The 18,013-nt window shown below is 70.0% G+C and carries 12 protein-coding genes; 9 read left to right on the top strand and 3 right to left on the bottom strand.

Annotation, left to right across the window (positions count from 1 at the left end):
* The first annotated feature begins 12 nt into the window (after window positions 1-12).
* The 5 genes from AB0D12_RS12435 (at window position 13) to glgB (ending at window position 9,113) form a co-directional block, all read left to right on the top strand.
* Window positions 13-942 (top strand): NmrA family NAD(P)-binding protein, encoded by a 930-nt coding sequence (locus AB0D12_RS12435; protein ID WP_362680242.1) that lies wholly within the window; start codon window positions 13-15, stop codon window positions 940-942.
* A 518-nt stretch (window positions 943-1,460) separates the two neighbouring features.
* Window positions 1,461-3,449 (top strand): alpha-1,4-glucan--maltose-1-phosphate maltosyltransferase, encoded by a 1,989-nt coding sequence (locus tag AB0D12_RS12430; RefSeq protein ID WP_362680239.1) that lies wholly within the window; start codon window positions 1,461-1,463, stop codon window positions 3,447-3,449.
* Window positions 3,446-5,170, top strand: a complete 1,725-nt coding sequence (treS, locus tag AB0D12_RS12425) for a maltose alpha-D-glucosyltransferase (RefSeq protein WP_362680236.1) — start codon at window positions 3,446-3,448, stop codon at window positions 5,168-5,170. The genes AB0D12_RS12430 and treS overlap by 4 nt, the downstream gene beginning before the upstream one ends.
* 154 nt (window positions 5,171-5,324) lie before the next feature.
* Complete coding sequence (locus AB0D12_RS12420; RefSeq protein WP_362680234.1) at window positions 5,325-6,731, top strand: maltokinase; 1,407 nt, start codon at window positions 5,325-5,327, stop codon at window positions 6,729-6,731.
* Window positions 6,732-6,926: 195 nt separating this feature from the next.
* Window positions 6,927-9,113, top strand: a complete 2,187-nt coding sequence (gene glgB / locus AB0D12_RS12415) for a 1,4-alpha-glucan branching enzyme (RefSeq protein WP_362680582.1) — start codon at window positions 6,927-6,929, stop codon at window positions 9,111-9,113.
* A gap of 96 nt (window positions 9,114-9,209) precedes the next feature.
* On the opposite strand, the gene AB0D12_RS12410 is transcribed toward glgB, so the two are convergent.
* Complete coding sequence (locus tag AB0D12_RS12410) at window positions 9,210-11,228, bottom strand: UvrD-helicase domain-containing protein (protein WP_362680231.1); 2,019 nt, start codon at window positions 11,226-11,228, stop codon at window positions 9,210-9,212.
* Window positions 11,229-11,246: 18 nt separating this feature from the next.
* Here AB0D12_RS12410 and AB0D12_RS12405 point away from each other — a divergent pair, with 18 nt between their 5' ends.
* The 4 genes from AB0D12_RS12405 (at window position 11,247) to AB0D12_RS12390 (ending at window position 17,236) form a co-directional block, all read left to right on the top strand.
* Entirely contained in the window at window positions 11,247-11,489 is a 243-nt protein-coding gene (locus AB0D12_RS12405; RefSeq protein WP_362680228.1) for a hypothetical protein, read from the top strand.
* A 414-nt stretch (window positions 11,490-11,903) separates the two neighbouring features.
* A complete protein-coding gene (locus AB0D12_RS12400; RefSeq protein WP_362680225.1) occupies window positions 11,904-12,827 on the top strand; it encodes a serine/threonine protein kinase in 924 nt (307 codons plus the stop codon).
* Window positions 12,827-15,049, top strand: a complete 2,223-nt coding sequence (locus AB0D12_RS12395; protein ID WP_362680223.1) for a protein kinase — start codon at window positions 12,827-12,829, stop codon at window positions 15,047-15,049. The genes AB0D12_RS12400 and AB0D12_RS12395 overlap by 1 nt, the downstream gene beginning before the upstream one ends.
* 93 nt (window positions 15,050-15,142) lie before the next feature.
* Window positions 15,143-17,236 carry a PQQ-binding-like beta-propeller repeat protein gene (locus tag AB0D12_RS12390; RefSeq protein WP_362680220.1) on the top strand — a complete coding sequence of 698 codons (2,094 nt, stop codon included), beginning with the start codon at window positions 15,143-15,145 and terminating at the stop codon, window positions 17,234-17,236.
* On the opposite strand, the gene trxA is transcribed toward AB0D12_RS12390, so the two are convergent.
* A complete protein-coding gene (gene trxA / locus AB0D12_RS12385) occupies window positions 17,233-17,565 on the bottom strand; it encodes a thioredoxin (RefSeq protein WP_327326178.1) in 333 nt (110 codons plus the stop codon). The two genes, AB0D12_RS12390 and trxA, sit on opposite strands and share 4 nt — an antisense overlap.
* Entirely contained in the window at window positions 17,562-17,981 is a 420-nt protein-coding gene (locus AB0D12_RS12380; RefSeq protein WP_327326177.1) for a MerR family transcriptional regulator, read from the bottom strand. Before AB0D12_RS12380 ends, trxA begins: the two co-directional genes overlap by 4 nt.
* Window positions 17,982-18,013 lie beyond the last annotated feature (32 nt).

Genomic DNA, 18,013 nt, shown 5'->3' with positions numbered 1-18,013 from the left:
CTCATCAGACTTATGTCCGATCACAATCCGATGCGCGTGGCGGTTGTGGGGGCGACCGGCTTCCAGGGCGGTGCGACGGCCCGCCTGCTGGCCGAACGGAACCACCGGGTCCGCACACTGAGCCGCAAGTCCGACGCGGACCGCCCGGAGCTGCCCGGCATCTCCGTCGCCGGCGGTGACCTCGGGCGCTATGAAGACGTACGCCAGCTCTTGGCAGGGGCCACACACGCCGCGGTGGTGCTGCCGCTCGTGTACCAGGCCGAGCGGGTCATGACGTACGCACAGCACATCGCGAAGGCGGCCCGCGAGGCCGGGCTGCGCCGACTGGTCTACAACACCAACACCCGTATCCCGGACCGGACCACGAATGTCGCGGCTTTCGAGACGCGCCGGCTCGCCGAGACGGTGTTCCGGGAGAGCCTCGCCCAGAGCGGCGTGGAGTTCGTGGTCGTACGACCGCCGGTCTATCTCGACAACCTCTTCAGCCCGTGGAACGGCCCGGCGCTGGTGAACGAGGGTGTGCTCGCCTATCCGCTGCCGGCCGACGCGCCGACCGCGTGGATCTCGCACCGGGACCTGGCGGAGGCGGTCTACGCGGCGCTCACGGTGGACGGCGTGGCGGGCCGCACCTTCGACATCGGCGGTGCGCAGACGCTGACGGGCAGTGAGCTCGCGGCGGCGTTCGGGCAGGGGCTCGGGCGCGATGTCCGCTACGTGCCGCTGGAGCCGGGCATCTTCGAGCAGGGGCTGACCCAGATCCTTGGCCGCGAGGCGGCGGCCGGAGTGGCGGGGATCTACCACTACATGGCGAGCGGCGCGGAGCCCGGTCTGATGGCGGGCGACGACGGCGCCACCGCGGAGGCGCTCTCGGTGAAGCCGGCGCCGGTGGACGATTGGGTGGCGCGGCAGCCGTGGCAGATGTGGTCGGGTGAGGAGTCGTGAGCGGAAGGAAGCCCGAGCCGAGCTGGGGCGCGTAAACAGTCGGCCGAGACCGGTCCCGTCACTCGACGGGGCCGGTTTCTTTGCTTCCTACGGAAACCCGTTCGAGTCCGCGAGGTTCCTGTGCTGTCACCAACGCCCCGTCAAACCCGATCAGGGCTCGCGAGGTTCTTGTGCCGCCGTCTACGCCCTAGTAGTGCTGCATCCCCCGGGGGACGACCCCCGGACCCCCAGCGGAATCCCGATCAGGGCTCGCGAGGTTCTTGTGCCGCCGTCTACGCCCTAGTAGTTAACAAACCACCGGATTGCCCACCCGAAGTGCGTGGGAAGGCTCCTCCGGTACGCATGCGATCGCGCACCTCTCACAGCATTCTTTCCGCCCACCCGAGTGAACGCGGACAGGAGCGGCCATGCCCACAGCCCGCCAGTCGCCGACTGAGCAGCTACAAAGAACAACCAAACCTCGTAAAAAGAAACAACCCGCTCAATCCGCCCTGCCCGCACAGCCCTCAGGTGATCCCATGATCGGTCGCATTCCCGTCCTGGACGTCCGCCCCCTCGTCGACTGTGGAAGAAGGCCAGCGAAAGCGGTGGCAGGTGAGACCTTCCGGGTCACCGCCACCGTGTTCCGCGAGGGTCATGACGCGGTCGCCGCCAATGTCGTACTGCGTGATCCGAGCGGTCACCCCGGCCCCTGGACCCCCATGCGCGAGCTCGCGCCCGGCGCCGACCGCTGGGGTGCCGACGTCACCCCGGATGCTGAGGGCCGCTGGACGTATGCCGTCGAGGCCTGGAGCGACCCGGTCGCCACCTGGCGGCACCACGCGCAGATCAAGATCCCCGCCGGTATCGACACCCCCCTCGTGCTGGCCGAAGGTGCCGACCTGTACGAACGTGCCGCCGCCGGAGTGCCCAAGAACGACGGGCGCGAGGCCGTGCTCGCCGCCGTCGACGCGCTCCGCGACGCCGCGCGGCCCGCCGCCGCGCGGCTCGCCGCCGCCCTGGCCCCCGACGCCGCCGCCGCGCTCACCCGCCACCCGCTGCGCGAACTGGTCACCTCCTCACGCCCGTTGCCGCTCCTCGTCGAGCGGCAGCGCGCGCTCTACGGCTCCTGGTACGAGCTCTTCCCGCGCTCCGAGGGCGCGGTCGTCAAGAAGGGCGCGCCGCCCGTCTCCGGCACTTTCCGCACCGCGGCCGAACGGCTGCCCGCCGTCGCCGCCATGGGCTTCGACGTCGTCTATCTGCCGCCCGTCCACCCCATCGGCACCACCTTCCGCAAGGGCCCCAACAACAGCCTCTCCCCCGGCGCCCACGATGTCGGAGTGCCCTGGGCCATCGGCTCGGCCGACGGCGGCCATGACGCGCTCCACCCCGATCTGGGCACCCTCGAGGACTTCGACCACTTCGTCGAGACGGCAGCCGCCCTGCGCATGGAGGTCGCCCTGGACTTCGCGCTCCAGTGCTCGCCCGACCATCCCTGGGTGACCGAGCACCCCGAGTGGTTCCACCACCGCGCCGACGGCTCGATCGCGTACGCCGAGAACCCGCCGAAGAAGTACCAGGACATCTATCCCATCGCTTTCGACCAGGACATGCGCGGACTGGTTCGCGAGACGCTGCGGGTGCTGCGTTTCTGGATGGACCACGGCGTACGGATCTTCCGCGTCGACAACCCGCACACCAAGCCGGTCATCTTCTGGGAGAAGGTGATCGCGGACATCAACCGCACCGATCCCGATGTGCTCTTCCTGGCCGAGGCGTTCACCCGTCCGGCGATGATGCACACCCTCGGCGCGATCGGCTTCCAGCAGTCGTACACGTACTTCACCTGGCGCACCACCAAGCAGGAGCTGACCGACTACCTCACCGAGCTCTCCGGCGATGCCGCTTCCCATATGCGGCCCAACTTCTTCGTGAACACGCCCGACATCCTGCACGCCTACCTCCAGCAGGGCGGCCGCCCGGCGTTCGAAGTACGCGCGGTGCTCGCCGCGACCATGGCACCGTCCTGGGGTGTGTACGCCGGCTACGAGCTCTGCGAGAACACCCCCGTGCGGGCAGGCAGCGAGGAGTACCTTCACTCGGAGAAGTACCAACTGCGGCCGCGCGACTGGGAGTCGGCGGAGCGTGAGGGCCGCACCATCGCCCCCCTGATCACCACCCTCAACCGGATCCGCCGCCGCCATCCCGCCCTCCAGCAGCTGCGCGACATCCACTTCCACCACACCGACAACGACGCGGTGATCGCGTACTCGAAACGGTCGGGCTCGAACACCGTCCTCGTGGTCGCCAACCTCGACCCCCACCACACCCAGGAGGCCACAGTCTCGTTGGACATGCCGCATCTCGGCCTCGACTGGCACGAGAGCGCACCGGTGCGCGACGAGCTCACCGGCGAGACCTATCACTGGGGCAGGGCCAACTATGTGCGCCTCGAGCCGGGCAGCACGCCCGCGCACATCGTCGTTCTGCGACCGTCCCCGCCGATCGGAGGGTCACCCACACCATGATCGTCAATGAGCCCGTCCACGACACGTTCGAGGACACACCCGCCAAGGATCGCGACCCCGACTGGTTCAAACGGGCCGTTTTCTACGAAGTCCTCGTGCGGTCCTTCCAGGACAGCAACGGCGACGGCATCGGCGACCTCAAGGGCATCACCGCCAAACTGGACTATCTGCAGTGGCTGGGAGTCGACTGCCTCTGGTTGCCGCCGTTCTTCAAGTCGCCGCTGCGGGACGGCGGTTACGACGTCTCCGACTACACCGCCGTGCTCCCGGACTTCGGCGACCTGGCCGACTTCGTGGAGTTCGTCGACGCCTCCCATCAGCGGGGCATGCGCGTCATCATCGACTTTGTCATGAACCACACCAGCGATCAGCACCCGTGGTTCCAGGAGTCCCGCAGCGCCCCGGAAGGGCCGTACGGCGACTACTACGTCTGGGCCGACGACGACAAGCAGTTCCAGGACGCCCGGATCATCTTCGTCGACACCGAGACGTCCAACTGGACCTTCGACCCGGTGCGCAAGCAGTACTACTTCCACCGCTTCTTCTCCCACCAGCCCGATCTCAACTATGAGAACACGGCGGTGCAGGAGGAGATCATCTCGGCCCTGCGCTTCTGGCTGGACCTGGGCATCGACGGCTTCCGGCTGGACGCCGTGCCGTACCTGTACCAGGAGGAGGGCACCAACTGCGAGAACCTCCCCGCCACCCACACCTTCCTCAAGCACGTACGCAAGGTGATCGACGCCCACTACCCGGACACCGTGCTCCTCGCCGAGGCCAACCAGTGGCCGGAGGACGTCGTCGACTACTTCGGCGACTTCCCGGTCGGCGGCGACGAGTGCCATATGGCGTTCCACTTCCCGGTGATGCCGAGGATCTTCATGGCCGTACGGCGCGAATCGCGCTATCCGGTCTCCGAAATCCTCTCCAAGACACCGGCGATCCCGAAGAACTGCCAGTGGGGCATCTTCCTGCGCAACCACGACGAGCTCACGCTCGAAATGGTCACGGACGAAGAGCGCGACTACATGTACGCGGAGTACGCCAAGGATCCGCGGATGCGCGCCAATATCGGCATCCGCCGGCGGCTGGCCCCGCTGCTGGACAATGACCGCAATCAGATCGAGCTGTTCACGGCGCTGCTGCTGTCGCTGCCGGGCTCGCCGATCCTGTACTACGGCGACGAGATCGGGATGGGCGACAACATCTGGCTCGGCGACCGGGACGCCGTACGCACCCCGATGCAGTGGACACCGGACCGGAACGCGGGATTCTCCTCCAGCGACCCGGGCCGGCTCTACCTCCCGACGATCATGGATCCGGTCTACGGCTACCAGGTCACCAATGTGGAGGCGGCGATGGCCTCGCCGTCCTCGCTGCTGCACTGGACCCGGCGGATGATCGAGATCCGTAAGCAGAACCACGCCTTCGGACTCGGCTCGTACACCGAACTGCCCTCGTCGAACCCGGCCGTGCTCGCGTTCCTGCGCGAGGCCCCGTCAGTTGACGGACATGGGGACGATCTCGTGCTCTGCGTGAACAATTTCTCGCGTTTCGCGCAGCCCACCGAGCTCGATCTGCGGACGTTCAGCGGACGGCATCCGGTGGAGCTCATCGGCGGAGTGCGATTCCCGGCCATCGGTCAGTGGCCCTACTTGCTGACTCTCGCCGGTCACGGCTTCTACTGGTTCCGGCTGCGGAAGGATTCGGCTTCGACCTGAGTCACATCTGGGGACAGGTATGTCCCGCGGGGCGGTTTCCGCCGCCCCGCACCGGGCACTCTCCCCTTCATCCCCGCGCGCCGCCGGACAGCCACTGCTGTAATCCGGGACACTCTGCGCATTCGTGGTGTACCCGGGGAAAGGACGCGATGCCATGTCGGAGGCTGCATCCACCCGGACTCCCGTCGCTCTTCTCCCGTCACTCGCCCCGCTCCTGCACGAATGGCTGCCCCGGCAGCGCTGGTTCGCCGGCAAGGGCCGACCTGTCACCGGGTTCTCGCCCGTCTCGGCGACCGAACTGCTGCCGGTGGACGGCCCAGGTGCCGGACTGCTGCATCTGCTCGTGCGCGTCCAGCAGCATGGACCTCCCGCTCCGTCCACGAACGACTGCTACCAACTCCTGCTCGGCGTACGCCAGACACTGCCGCCGTATCTCGCGCCCGCGCTGATCGGCCGTCCCGCGGAGGGCCCGCTGGCCGGGCTGACGGTCTACGAGGGCGTACATGATCCGCGTCTCGCCGAGCTGATCCTGGAGCGGCTGCGCACACCCGGCGTGCTCGGGCCGCTCCGCTTCGACCGGTTCGACCGCGGCCCGGCCATTCCCGGCGGGCTCACCGCACGGCCGCTGGACGCCGAGCAGTCCAACTCCTCGCTGGTGTACGGCGATGCGTACATCCTCAAGCTCTTCCGCCGGGTCCATCCGGGCCCAAACCCCGATCTCGAGCTGCCGCTCGCGCTCGCCCGCGCCGGGTGCGGCCGGGTGCCCGCGCCCGTCGCCTGGTACGAGTCCACCACGCCGGAGCCGTACACCCTCGGTGTTCTGCAGCCGTTCCTGCGCGGCTCCGAAGACGGCTGGCTGCTCGCGCTGGAGTCGCTGGCGGACGGGCGCTCGTTCACCGCAGAGGCCTGCGCGCTGGGCCGGGTCACCGCCGAGGTGCATTCGGCGCTGGCCGGCGCCCTGCCGACCGTGATGCTGCGCCGACAGCAGGCCGAGCATCTGGCTGCGGCGATGTCGGAGCGGCTGGACGCGGCCGCGCAGGCGGTGCCCGCCCTGCTGCCGTACGCGCCCCGGCTGCGAGCCGCCTTCGACGCGATCGCCGCGCTGGGCAGGCGCGGCCGCGCCTGGCGGGCCCAGCGCGTGCACGGCGACCTCCATCTGGGGCAGACCCTGCTCGGCGCCGGTTCCCCCGGTGTCTCCGGATCCTCCGACGGCGACGGCCACTGGTCGGTCATCGACTTCGAGGGTGAGCCCGCGCGCCCGCTCAGCGAACGGCGCAGGCCGCAGCCCCCGGTACGCGATGTGGCCGGCATGCTCCGCTCGTTCGATTACGCGGCCCGTACGCACCGCCCGTGGAACCCGGCCTGGGCGGAGCGCTGCCGTACGGCGTACTGCGAGGGCTATGCCGAGATCTCCGGCGCCGATCCGCGCACCGAGCCCGAACTGCTGCGCGCGTACGAGACGGACAAGGCCGTGTACGAGGTCGTGTACGAGGCCCGGCACCGCCCCGACTGGCTGCCGGTGCCGATGGCGGCGATCGACCGTCTGGCCGCCCTCACCTGATCCCCCCACAGCCCAAGGAGGCCGACCCCCGTGACCGCCCGACCCCCGTCCCGTAATTCGTCCGACCCCGATGTACCGAATCCAACGGCAGCGGCCGGGCCCGGCCGCAAGCAGCCCGCCGCACCACGGCCGCGCGCCGGCGGCAGTCATGGCGTACGGGCCGCGCGACCGCTCGCGGCCGGGGACAGGGAACGGCTGCTGGCCGGCACCCACCACGATCCGCACGGGCAGCTCGGCGCGCACTCGGTGCGGGGCGGCGTCGAGCTGCGCGCGCTGCGCCCGTACGCGCGGGCGGTGACCGTGCTGGCCAAGGGGCTGCGGGCCGAGCTGCACGAGGACGGCGACGGGTTCTTCTCCGGTGTGCTGCCGCTGCGTACGGTTCCGGAGTACCAGCTGCTGGTCGCGTACGACGCGGGCGAGGCCACCGAAGAGGACAAGAGCCCGGGCACGCTCGAGATCGAGGTACAGGACCCGTACCGCTTCCTGCCCTCACTCGGCGAACTCGATCTGCATCTGATCGGCGAGGGCCGGCACGAGGAGCTGTGGAAGGCGCTCGGCGCGCATCCGATGACGCACCAGGCCGTCACCGGGACCCGGTTCACCGTCTGGGCGCCCAACGCCCGCGGCGTGCGCGTCGTCGGCGACTTCAACTACTGGGACGGCACCGGCCATCCGATGCGGTCACTGGGTTCGACGGGCGTGTGGGAGCTGTTCGTCCCGGGGGTGAGCGAGGGCGCGCTCTACAAGTTCGACATCACCCGCCCGGACGGCTCGCACACCCTGCGCGCCGACCCGATGGCGCAGCACGCCGAGGTGCCGCCCGCCAATGCCTCGATCGTGACCGAGTCCCATCATGTGTGGCGGGACGAGGAGTGGATGGCGCACCGCGGCGACCGGCCGGTGCACGAGGCGCCCCTCTCCGTCTACGAGGTGCACCTGGGGTCCTGGCGGCCCGGCCTGACCTATCGCCAGCTCGCCCTCCAGCTCCCCGCGTACGTCAAGGACCTGGGTTTCACTCACGTCGAGCTGATGCCGGTCGCCGAGCACCCCTTCGGCGGTTCCTGGGGTTATCAGGTCACCGGTTTCTACGCACCGACCTCCCGGATGGGCACCCCGGACGACTTCCGCTTCCTCATCGACGCCCTGCACCGGGCGGGCATCGGGGTGCTGGTGGACTGGGTACCGGCGCACTTCCCGAAGGACGACTGGGCGCTGGCTGCGTTCGACGGCCGCACGGTGTACGAGCACGAGGACCCGGCGCGTGCCGCGCACCCGGACTGGGGCACCCTCGAGTTCGACTACGGCCGCAAGGAGGTGCGGAATTTCCTGGTCGCCAACGCGACCTACTGGTGCGAGGAGTTCCATATCGACGGGCTGCGGGTGGATGCCGTCGCCTCGATGCTCTACCTCGACTACTCCCGCGAGCAGGGCGAATGGTCGCCGAACGTCCACGGCGGCCGGGAGAACCTGGACGCGGTCGCCTTCCTCCAGGAGATGAACGCCACGGTCTACCGGCGCTGTCCCGGCGTCGTCACCATCGCCGAGGAGTCCACGGCCTGGGACGGCGTCACCCGTGCCACCCACCATGTGGGCCCCGGCGGCTTCGGCGGCCTCGGTTTCGGCCTGAAGTGGAACATGGGCTGGATGCACGACTCGCTGGAATATGTCACGCACGAACCGGTGCACCGCAAGTTCCACCACAACGAGATGACCTTCTCGATGGTGTACGCGTACAGCGAGAACTATGTCCTGCCGATCTCGCACGACGAGGTGGTGCACGGCAAACGGTCGCTGGTGAGCAAGATGCCCGGCGACTGGTGGCAGCAGCGCGCCAACCACCGCGCCTATCTGGGCTTCATGTGGGCGCATCCGGGCAAGCAACTGCTCTTCATGGGACAGGAGTTCGCGCAGGGCGCGGAGTGGTCGGAGGGCCATGGCCCGGACTGGTGGCTGCTCGACCCGTCGTACGCGGCGGAGGCGGACCACCGCGGGGTCCGGCACCTGGTCAGCGATCTCAACGCGGTGTACGGCGCGACTCCCGCGCTCTGGCAGCGCGACACCGTGCCCGAGGGCTTCGCCTGGGTGGACGGCGACGCGGCGGAGGACAATGTCTTCGCCTTCCTGCGCTACGACGCCTCGGGCGCACCGCTGCTGGCCGTCAGCCACTTCTCGCCGGTGGTCCGCCATGAGTACCGCCTCGGTGTGCCGGACCCGGGCCAGGCATGGACGGAGATCCTCAACACGGACGCGGCGCGCTACGGCGGCGGCAATGTGCTCAACGAGGATCCGCTGAAGCCGGAGTCGGTGCCGTCGCACGGCCGCCCGGCCAGCATCCAGCTGACGCTGCCGCCGCTGGCGACGGTGTGGCTGCGCCCGGCGTGAACGTATGTCCTCGATCGCCGGGCGGGCTTGTTCTTCCAGCCCGACCGGCGATCGAGGACGAACCGGCTGCCGGTCGGACCCGGTCAACCGCTGCGGTCACCGCGACAGGTCGCGGCCGCGGTCCGTACGCACCACCCCCAGGCGCTGGGTGGCGCGGGTCAGCGCCACATAGAGGTCGTTCGTGCCGTGGGCCGAGCCGGCGCGGATCAGCTCCGGCTCGACGACGATCACCGTGTCGAACTCCAGGCCCTTCGCCTGGCGGGGATCGAGCAGCACGACGGGCCGGGTGAGGTCCGGTTCACCGCCGCTCGGGACGCCGGGCAGCTCGGCCGCGAGGGCGGTGCGGAGCCCGGCCGGGGCGATCACCGCGAGCCGCCCCTCGTACGGAGATCCGGCCACCCGCTCGGCGACGGTCCGTGCGAGCTCGTCCGGGGCGACAGCCACTTCCCATGGCCGTACGCCCGTGGAACGCACCGAGCGCGGCGGCTCGAAGGCGGGGTCCTCGCTGCGCCGCACGTCCGCCGCGAGCTCCATGATCTCGGCGGGCGTGCGGTAGTTGACGCCCAGTCGGTTGTGCTGCCAGCGGTCGCCGACGTACGGCCCAAGGATCTCCTGCCACGACCCGCAGCCGGCCGCGTCACCGGTCTGGGCCGGGTCGCCGACCAGGGTCATCGAGCGCGTGGGGCAGCGGCGCATCAACAACCGCCATGCCATCGCGGACAGCTCCTGCGCCTCGTCGACGATGATGTGCCCGAACGCCCAGGTCCGGTCGGCGGCGGCGCGCGCGGCCGCGCTGCGGTGGTCGGCCTCCTCCTGGCGCTCGGCCATCCGCTCGGCGTCGATGATGTCGTGCGCGGCGAGAACCTCGGACTCCTGGTCCTCGAACTCGTACGTCTTGGAGCCCTGCGAGAGCTCCAGGACACCCTGTGCGTAGGCGATCCGGTCCTGCCGCTCGGCCTCTGCGGCGGCCCGTTCCGCGCTGTCGTCGATGCCGAGCAACTCGGCGGCCTCGTCGAGCAGCGGCACATCGGCCGGCGTCCAGGCGCCGTGCGTACGCCGGACGATCTCGGCTTCCTCGTGCAGCAGTTGGGCCTCGGGCTCGGCAAGGAAGTCGGCGACGAGCTGCTGCGGGGTGAGCGAGGGCCAGAGCTCGTCGATCGCCGAGTGCACCTCGGCGCTGGTAGCGATCTCCTTGCCGAGCTGGGCGATGTCGTCGGGGCCGAGGAGGTTCGGTCCGCCGTACGGATCGGCACCGAGCCGGTCCACGAGCTGTTCGGTCAGCGCGTCGATGATCCGGAAGGCGAAGTGCGGCCGCGCCAGATTGTGCGGCAGCCCGGTGGCGCGGGCCCGGTCGCGGGCCTCGTACGCCATCTCGCGGTGGAGCAGCAGCGTCCCGTGCTCCTGATGGTCGATCTCCAGCGCGGGCTCGGGCAGCGTCCCGCTGTCCTCGTGGTCGACCCCGGGCACCGACTCGGGGAGCGTCTGCCGGTCGCGTACGACACGGGCCAGCACATCGGCCATCTCCGCACGGCCCTTGACGGCCGCGGCCCGCTGAGTGTCGGTCCCGGTTGCCCGTACGCCGGGATAGAGCTCCGCCATGGTGGACAGCAGCACCCCGGTCTCGCCGAGCGAGGGCAGCACCTCACCGATGTAGCCGAGGAACGCCGGGTTCGGCCCGACGATCAGCACGGCGCGCCGGGCGAGCTGCTCGCGGTGCGCGTACAGGAGATAGGCGGCCCGGTGCAGCGCGACCGCGGTCTTTCCCGTGCCGGGCCCGCCCTCGACGACGAGCACGCCACGCTGCGGAGCGCGGATGATGCGGTCCTGCTCGGCCTGGATGGTCTGCACGATGTCGCTCATCCGCCCGGTACGCGCGGCCCCGAGCGCGGCGAGCAGCACGGCGTCCGCGTCGTGGTCCTCGTACCCGGTGCGGGTGGCGTCGGCGAGATCGAGGATCTCGTCGTGCAGCGCGGTGACGGTGCGCGCCTTGGTGGTGATGTGCCGGCGCCGGCGCAGGCCCATCGGCTCATGGCCGGTGGCGAGGTAAAAGGGCCGCGCGACGGGAGCACGCCAGTCGATGAGAAGAGGGGTGCGCTCCGTATCGTCCTGTCGCAATCCGATACGACCGATGTGGTGCCTGGCACCGTCCTTGAGATCGATACGCCCGAAACAGAGTCCGGAATCCACGGCATTCAGCGCGGACAGCTGTCCGGACTGTTCCGCGACGCTGATATCGCGCTCCACGCGGGCCTGAAGACCGGTCCCGGCCTGCCCGATCGCCGTCCGGACCGCGCCTTCGGCCTGCTCGCGGAACGCGTCGAGACGCCTGTAGAGCAGGGAGACGAATTGCTGCTCATTCTGCAATTCCTCGGTTGACAATTCAGCTCCTGACGCGATACGGTGTCCCCAGTGAACTTTTCCGTGCGCTTTGGTGTGCACGAACACGGAAACACCCAATATACGCAGAGAAATACCCCGGCCGTCAATTCGGTCCGGGGTATTTTTTTGCGCCGAAGGGGCGGGTGCGCGAGCGACTGGCGCTCCGGGGCGCGCGGCCGGAGCGCCCGCCGGGCGGCCTGTGCCACACGTGACACCGCCCGCTCCTGTACCTCCATGTGTCCCGGCTACCGGGACACCCTCCGTTCTGGCAATGAAGAACAGTTTGCTGAGCACCGGATCCTGCTGGACGTACCGACGTCACCATCGCGTTCGGCCCTGGACCACTCCACAGCGCTCGCGACCCCGCCGGTAGGCTCCTGTTGCTGTTGCCGTGCCCAGGGGGATTCGCAGATGGAACGAGCTCGTACACAACGGTCGGGCCCGAACGGACCGCGCCGTATCGGCCCGTACCACCTCATCACCCGGCTCGACCCCCCGGCCTGCCCCGGTTCCCCCGCCGTCCCCGAGCGGCGGTTCGTCGTGCGCAGCGCCGACGGCGACCGGACAGTGCTGCTCAGCACCCCCCTCGACGGGGTGGACCCCGGGCGCTTCCTCGTCGAGGCGGATGCCGCCCGGCAGCTGCTCGGCCCGTCGGTCCTGCCCGTCGCCGAGGTCTCCCCCGCCCCCGAGACCCCCTGGTACGCCTCGCACTATCTGCCCGTCCTGCCACTCCCCGTCGCGCTCGCCGTGCACGGCGGCCCGCTGCCCGAGCGCACAGTGCGGGCCATCGGCACGGCCCTGGCCGAGACCCTGGCGGGCGCGCATGCGCTCGGCATCACGCACGCGGGCGTCTCCCCCGCCGCGGTCCTGTTGGCCTGGAACGGCCCGCGGCTCACGTGCTTCGGCGCGGTCCGCGCCGCGGGCGCCGACGGCGAGGCACGCACCGGTCTGCCCGGCCTGGAGCCCGGCAGCCTCGCGCCGGAACAGGCAGCCGGCGGCCGCCCCCGCACGCCGGGCGACATCCACGGCCTGGGCGCGGTCCTCGCGTACGCCGCCACGGGCCACACGGTCCCGGACCGCTCCGAACTCCCGGAGTCCCTGCGCCCCTTGATCGCCCGCTGCCTGGCCCGCGACGCAGCCGCCCGCCCGACGGCGGCCGAGCTGATGCTCGAACTCCCGCCCGCCTCCTCCGCCCCCTCGGCGACGGTGCTGGACTCGTCCGCGTCACGCATGTCCTCGGGCTGGCTGCCGGGCCGCGTGGTCGCGGCCCTCGCCCACCAGTCGGCGGAGCTCCTCGCCGCCGAAGTCCGCGTCCCCCAGCCGTCCAGGACCTGATGATGCTCTCTCCCCTCACTCATGACGATCCTGCCGCGATCGGCTCGTTCGATCTGCTGGCCCGACTGGGCCACGGCGGCATGGGCACGGTGTACCTCGCCCGCTCGGCCGGCGGCCGTACCGTCGCGCTGAAGACCATGCACGCAGGCATCGCATCCGATCCCGCCGCCCGCACCCGCTTCCACCTGGAGACGGACGCCGCCCGCATCATCGGCGGCCACCACGGGGCCACCGTCGTGGACGCCGGCCCCCACGCCGAAACTCCCTGGCTCGCCACCGAGTACGTCCTCGGCCCGCCCCTCGACGACGCCGTCGACCTCTCGGGTCCGCTGCCCGAGACCTCCGTACGCGCCCTGGGCGCAGCCCTCGCGGGAGCGCTTGCACAGCTGCACGCCTCGGACGTCGTCCACCGCGACCTCAAGCCGTCCAACGTCATGATCACGGCCTTTGGGCCAAAGATCATCGACTTCGGTATCTCCCGCGCCGCGGGGGACGACCGCCTCACCCGCACCGGCACGGCCGCGGGGACGCCGGCGTTCATGTCCCCCGAGCAGGCCACCGGCCAGGAACACACCCCCGCCGGCGACGTCTTCGCCCTCGCCGGCGTGCTCACCTACGCAGCGACGGGCCACGGCCCCTTCGGCACAGGCCAGGCCGCCGACCTCATCTACCGCGTCCGCTACGCCGACGCGGACCTGATGGGCCTCCCCGAGACCCTCCTCCCGATCCTGCAGCGCTGCCTCGCCAAGGACCCGGCCGAACGCCCGACAACCCACGAGCTTGCGGCACAACTCCACGACGGCCAAGGCCAGTTCGCCGACCATCTGCCGGAGACCGTCCTCACCGACATCGGCCGCAGGGCGACCGAGGTCTGGCAGCACCAGCCGTACCGCCTCCCCGCGCCGGCGGACCACTCGGCAGCAGAAACCGTCCCGGCCGCCACCCCTGCCACCTCACGCCGCACCCTCCTCAAGGCCGGCGGCGGATCCGTCGCCGGAGCGGCACTCGCCGGGGCCGGGGTGTGGGCGTGGCTCGGTCGGGGCGATGGCTCCGAAAGCGGCAACAAGCCGGGCAGCAAGACAAAGCCGGGCGGTTCGCCGGCCAAGAAGGGGAGCTGGCTCTGGCGGCTCCCCCTGAGCGTTTCGCAAACCGCTCCCCAGCCACCCAGGCCGCTGAGCTTCGTCGCCTCCGTCGCCATCCCCGATGACAACGGCATCCGCGTCATCGACATGAACCGGGGCGGGGTCGAGATCCCGTCGCTGGGCAAGGCCCCCGCGCACCGCTGCACGGCCGAAGAGGAAAAGCTGCACAGCTGTGAGCCCGTGCGTTCGGGCGACGGACCGATCACCATCAAGACGACCGATCTGATGTCACGTGATGTGGCTACTGCCTCCGTCGAGTTCAAGGACTACAACGGCGGGCTGCCCGCAACACAGCTCTTGTGCGCCGCTGAGGGCGTCGTCTACGTCGCCGCGGGCCAGGGGAAACCTTCGGGCCGAGCCATGGGCTTCACGGCCGAACAGAAGTGGTCCCTGCTGGCCCTCGACACGCACACGGGGAAGATCGTCTGGCGGCAGCCGCTGCCCTCGCGACCGGAGACCTCCGAACGCCTCCACTTCCTCGCGGCCAGGGCAACCAACCACGACGACGATTACCACCTCGCACTGCTGCAGGAGTCGTCCGAGGGCACGGTCACACTCGCGGTACGCGACGCCCGGACCGGGAAGCTCAGGTGGGAGCAGCCGCTGGAGGTCTCCGACCCGGACGATGTGCAAGGCCTCCTGGAAGTCGATCTGTTCCATGTCTACCCGCCGTCGGGCACCTTGCGCGCGATTGCTCTCAAGGACGGCAAGGAGAAGTGGGCCTTCGGCACCGGCCGGGCCCGGGGTCGTACAGGGCCGCCGACCGTCGGAGACTCCGTATTCGCCGTGGAGGAAGGGCACGGCCTCGTGGCCGTCGACTTCGTCACGGGAGACGTGGTCTGGCGAGAAAAGGGCGGCCAGGGAAAGGAAGCCGATCTCACGATCCCGCCGGTGGCCGGCTATCGGTTCGTCTACAGCTACGACCGCAAGGCCGGCCGGATGAGGGTGGTCGACGCCGGCACGGGCAAGGTGGCCAAGACGTACGAAGCCGAGGGCGACCGCTTCTATGCCCATATGGGCATCCCCGAAAGGCTCATTGCCGTGGGCCCGGACTTCATCGCGGGCTACAACCTCGGGTAGCGCCCCGGTACTCGGAACGAGGCAGTGAGACTGCCCGCGCATCGCCTCCCCGCACCCTCCGTACGACTCAAGCAATCGAGAAGGCAGCCACTCATGAGACCCCTCGGCACCGGCGACCCCTTGCGCCTCGGCCCCTACAGGCTCCACGGAGTCCTCGGTGAAGGAGGCATGGGCAAGGTGTACGTCGGGCAGGACGCTGCGGGTACCACCGCGGCCGTGAAGGTCCTGCGGCCCGAGGTGGCCCATGACCAGAGTCTCGCCCAACGCTTTGTCCGCGAAGCCCAGATGGCGCAGGCCGTCACGAGCCGGGGTGTGGCCCGAGTCCTGGGCGCACAGACCGAGGGGGGTCGGCCCTGGATCGCCACCGAGTTCCTTGCGGGACCGACGCTCGACCAGGCCGTTGGGGCGCACGGCCCCCTCGACGAGCCGACCGTCCACGTGCTCGCCTCCGCCCTGGTGCGCACGCTGGCCGACATTCACGCCGCGGGACTCATCCACCGCGATCTCAAACCGTCCAACATCGTCCTGACGTCCTCGGGGCCGCGGATCATCGACTTCGGCATCGCCCGCCCTGAGCACGGCCTGACGTTGACAACGACGGGCCAGACTCCGGCCACCCCCGGCTACGGCGCCCCCGAGCAGGTGCTCGGGCAGCGTGTCGGACCATCCGCGGACGTGTTCTCCCTGGGTGCTGTGCTGGTGTACGCGATCACGGGGGAGCAGGCCTACGACGGCACGCACGTTGCGGCGGTGCAGTACGAAGTCGTGCACGGCGAACCCCGTCTGGACCGCGTGCCGCAGGAGCTCGTGCCGCTGATCGGACCGTGCCTCGCCAAGGACCCCGCTCACCGGCCGACGCCTGCTCAGATGGCTGTGGTCTTCGCCCCGGCACGTGGCGCGGACCGCATCTGGCGCCGCGGTCCGCTGGCGACGGATATCGAACAGCGTGAGCGCACCGTCCATCAGTTGACCACGATGGTCTCGCCGTCCGGTGCGAAGCCGATCACGCGCCGCCGCCTGCTGACCGGGCTCGCGGTGGGCGGAGCCGTTGTGGCAGCGGGGGGAGGCACGGTGGCCTGGTGGCTGGGCCGCGACGAGGATCCGTTCGCGCTGCCCCCGGCTGCCGAAACACCCGTCGCCGAGGCCGGAAGCGCTACGAGCAAGAAGCCCACTCCGCTGTGGGGCCCTGAACGGGTGCGGGCCAAGAAGTCCTCCAAGGTTCTGCCCGTTCGGGACGTCCTCCTGCTCGGCGCCGTCGGCGGGGGCATCGCCGCGCACAGCGTCGTGGACGGTGCTCAGCGCTGGAAGGCCCCCACCGTGGACGCCGGTGCGGGATACCTCTCTCTGTCCGACTCCCTCGTCGCGGCGGTGGACCGGAAGGGCGACATGGTGACCTTCGTCGCCGCCACGGGTGAGGCCCGGTGGACGGTGAAGGCAGCGGCCAAGTACCTGCTCGCCGCCGACGACTCGGCCGTCTACGTTGTCACGACCGACGGCCGTCTGCGCAGTGTCAGCCGCTCGAACGGCAAGATCCTCTGGACGGCACGGAGCGATGCGGATCTCCTGGCGAAGAATCTCCCGAACGGCGCCACCAAACGCCCCCCTGTGGGCGTCGCAGCGCGCGGTCGTGTCGTGGCCGCGACAGCAGTCGGCCAGGTCATCGCCATCGACTCGGCCAACGGACACCAGGTATGGAACATCGACGACCAGTCATCCATCGACTTCGCGCTGATCGATCCCGTGGTTCTCGGCGACACGGTCTTCATCAACGGTGGCTCCCTGACTGCCCGTAACCTCGCCGACGGCGCGGAGCTGTGGGCGAAGAGCGAACGGGTCGAGGGAAAACTGCAGCCCTCAGGCCCTCCATTGGTGCGGGGCAAGACGGTCTACTCCACGCAGGGCCCGTACATCCTGGGCTTCGACGCGGCTACTGGGACCGAGGTGTGGAGGTCCCCGAAGGCCTATTTCATGTACAGCCCCGTTGTGGTGCAGGAGAACACGGTGTGCGCCATCAACCCGCGAGGCGGCAGCGGCGACGAGCCCGAAGTGCAGACCGCGTCCCTGGACGACCGCAAGAGCACCTGGACGTATGCGATGCCGAAGGATGCCGGCAACTACGGGCTGGTGGGCGACGGCAATCGTGTGTTTGCGGTGGCGGGGGAGGAGGTGCTGGCCCTGCGGGGCTAGAGCACGTCCTCCAGTTCCTGGAGCAGCCGTCGTTTGGGCCGGGCGCCGACCATCGACTTCACCGGCTCGCCCCCGCGGAACACCATCAGCGTCGGCATCGACAGCACGCCGTACCGCACCATGACCTCCGGGTTGGTGTCCACATCGAGCTGTACGACCTTGAGCCGGTCGGCCTCCTCGGCGGCGAGAGCGCTCAGCACCGGCGCGAGCTGGCGGCACGGGCCGCACCAGTCGGCGGTGAACTCCACCAGGACCGGCAGTCCCGCCTTCAGCACCTCGTCGTCGAAGTCGTTGTCCGTCACCGCGGCGACGCCTTCTGCGTGGATCATTCGTCTTCCCCTCCGTACGTCAGTTCACAGCGTGGCTCCGGACCGCCCGGAACATCGGCCTGCGCCTCCAGCTCCGCCCGCGCAAGCTGCGCCCCGACCTGGGCGCGCACCGACTGAAGCTGGTCGATGAGCGTGTCCAGCTCACCGAGCTTGGCGCGGTAGACGGCGAGCGAGGCGGGGCAGGAGTCGCCCGCCGGGTGCCCGGCGCGCAGACAGTCGACGAAGGGTCTGGTCTCCTCCAGATCGAACCCGAAGTCCTGCAGGGTCCGGATCTGCTGGAGCAGCCGCAGATCGTCCTCGTCGTACGTGCGGTAGCCGTTCACCGCGCGCCGGGCGGGCAGGAGCCCGCGGGACTCGTAGTAGCGCAGAGTGCGGGTGGTCGTCCCGGCCCGCTCCGCCAGCTCGCCGATTCGCATGTCCTCGACGGTAATCCTTGACGTCGGCGTCA

This window comes from Streptomyces sp. NPDC048479 (genome assembly GCF_040651435.1).
GTDB lineage: Bacteria > Actinomycetota > Actinomycetes > Streptomycetales > Streptomycetaceae > Streptomyces.
This window is presented reverse-complemented; position numbering and strand designations above follow the sequence as displayed.

What these genes read in the sequence shown, in the direction of transcription:
- AB0D12_RS12435 (WP_362680242.1), top strand. Translation starts at nt 13, where the DNA reads ATGTCCGATCACAATCCGATGCGCGTGGCGGTTGTGGGGGCGACCGGC.
- AB0D12_RS12430 (WP_362680239.1), top strand. Translation starts at nt 1,461, where the DNA reads ATGATCGGTCGCATTCCCGTCCTGGACGTCCGCCCCCTCGTCGACTGT.
- treS (WP_362680236.1), top strand. Translation starts at nt 3,446, where the DNA reads ATGATCGTCAATGAGCCCGTCCACGACACGTTCGAGGACACACCCGCC.
- AB0D12_RS12420 (WP_362680234.1), top strand. Translation starts at nt 5,325, where the DNA reads ATGTCGGAGGCTGCATCCACCCGGACTCCCGTCGCTCTTCTCCCGTCA.
- AB0D12_RS12400 (WP_362680225.1), top strand. Translation starts at nt 11,904, where the DNA reads ATGGAACGAGCTCGTACACAACGGTCGGGCCCGAACGGACCGCGCCGT.
- AB0D12_RS12395 (WP_362680223.1), top strand. Translation starts at nt 12,827, where the DNA reads ATGATGCTCTCTCCCCTCACTCATGACGATCCTGCCGCGATCGGCTCG.
- AB0D12_RS12390 (WP_362680220.1), top strand. Translation starts at nt 15,143, where the DNA reads ATGAGACCCCTCGGCACCGGCGACCCCTTGCGCCTCGGCCCCTACAGG.
- trxA (WP_327326178.1), bottom strand. Translation starts at nt 17,565, where the DNA reads ATGATCCACGCAGAAGGCGTCGCCGCGGTGACGGACAACGACTTCGAC.
- AB0D12_RS12380 (WP_327326177.1), bottom strand. Translation starts at nt 17,981, where the DNA reads ATGCGAATCGGCGAGCTGGCGGAGCGGGCCGGGACGACCACCCGCACT.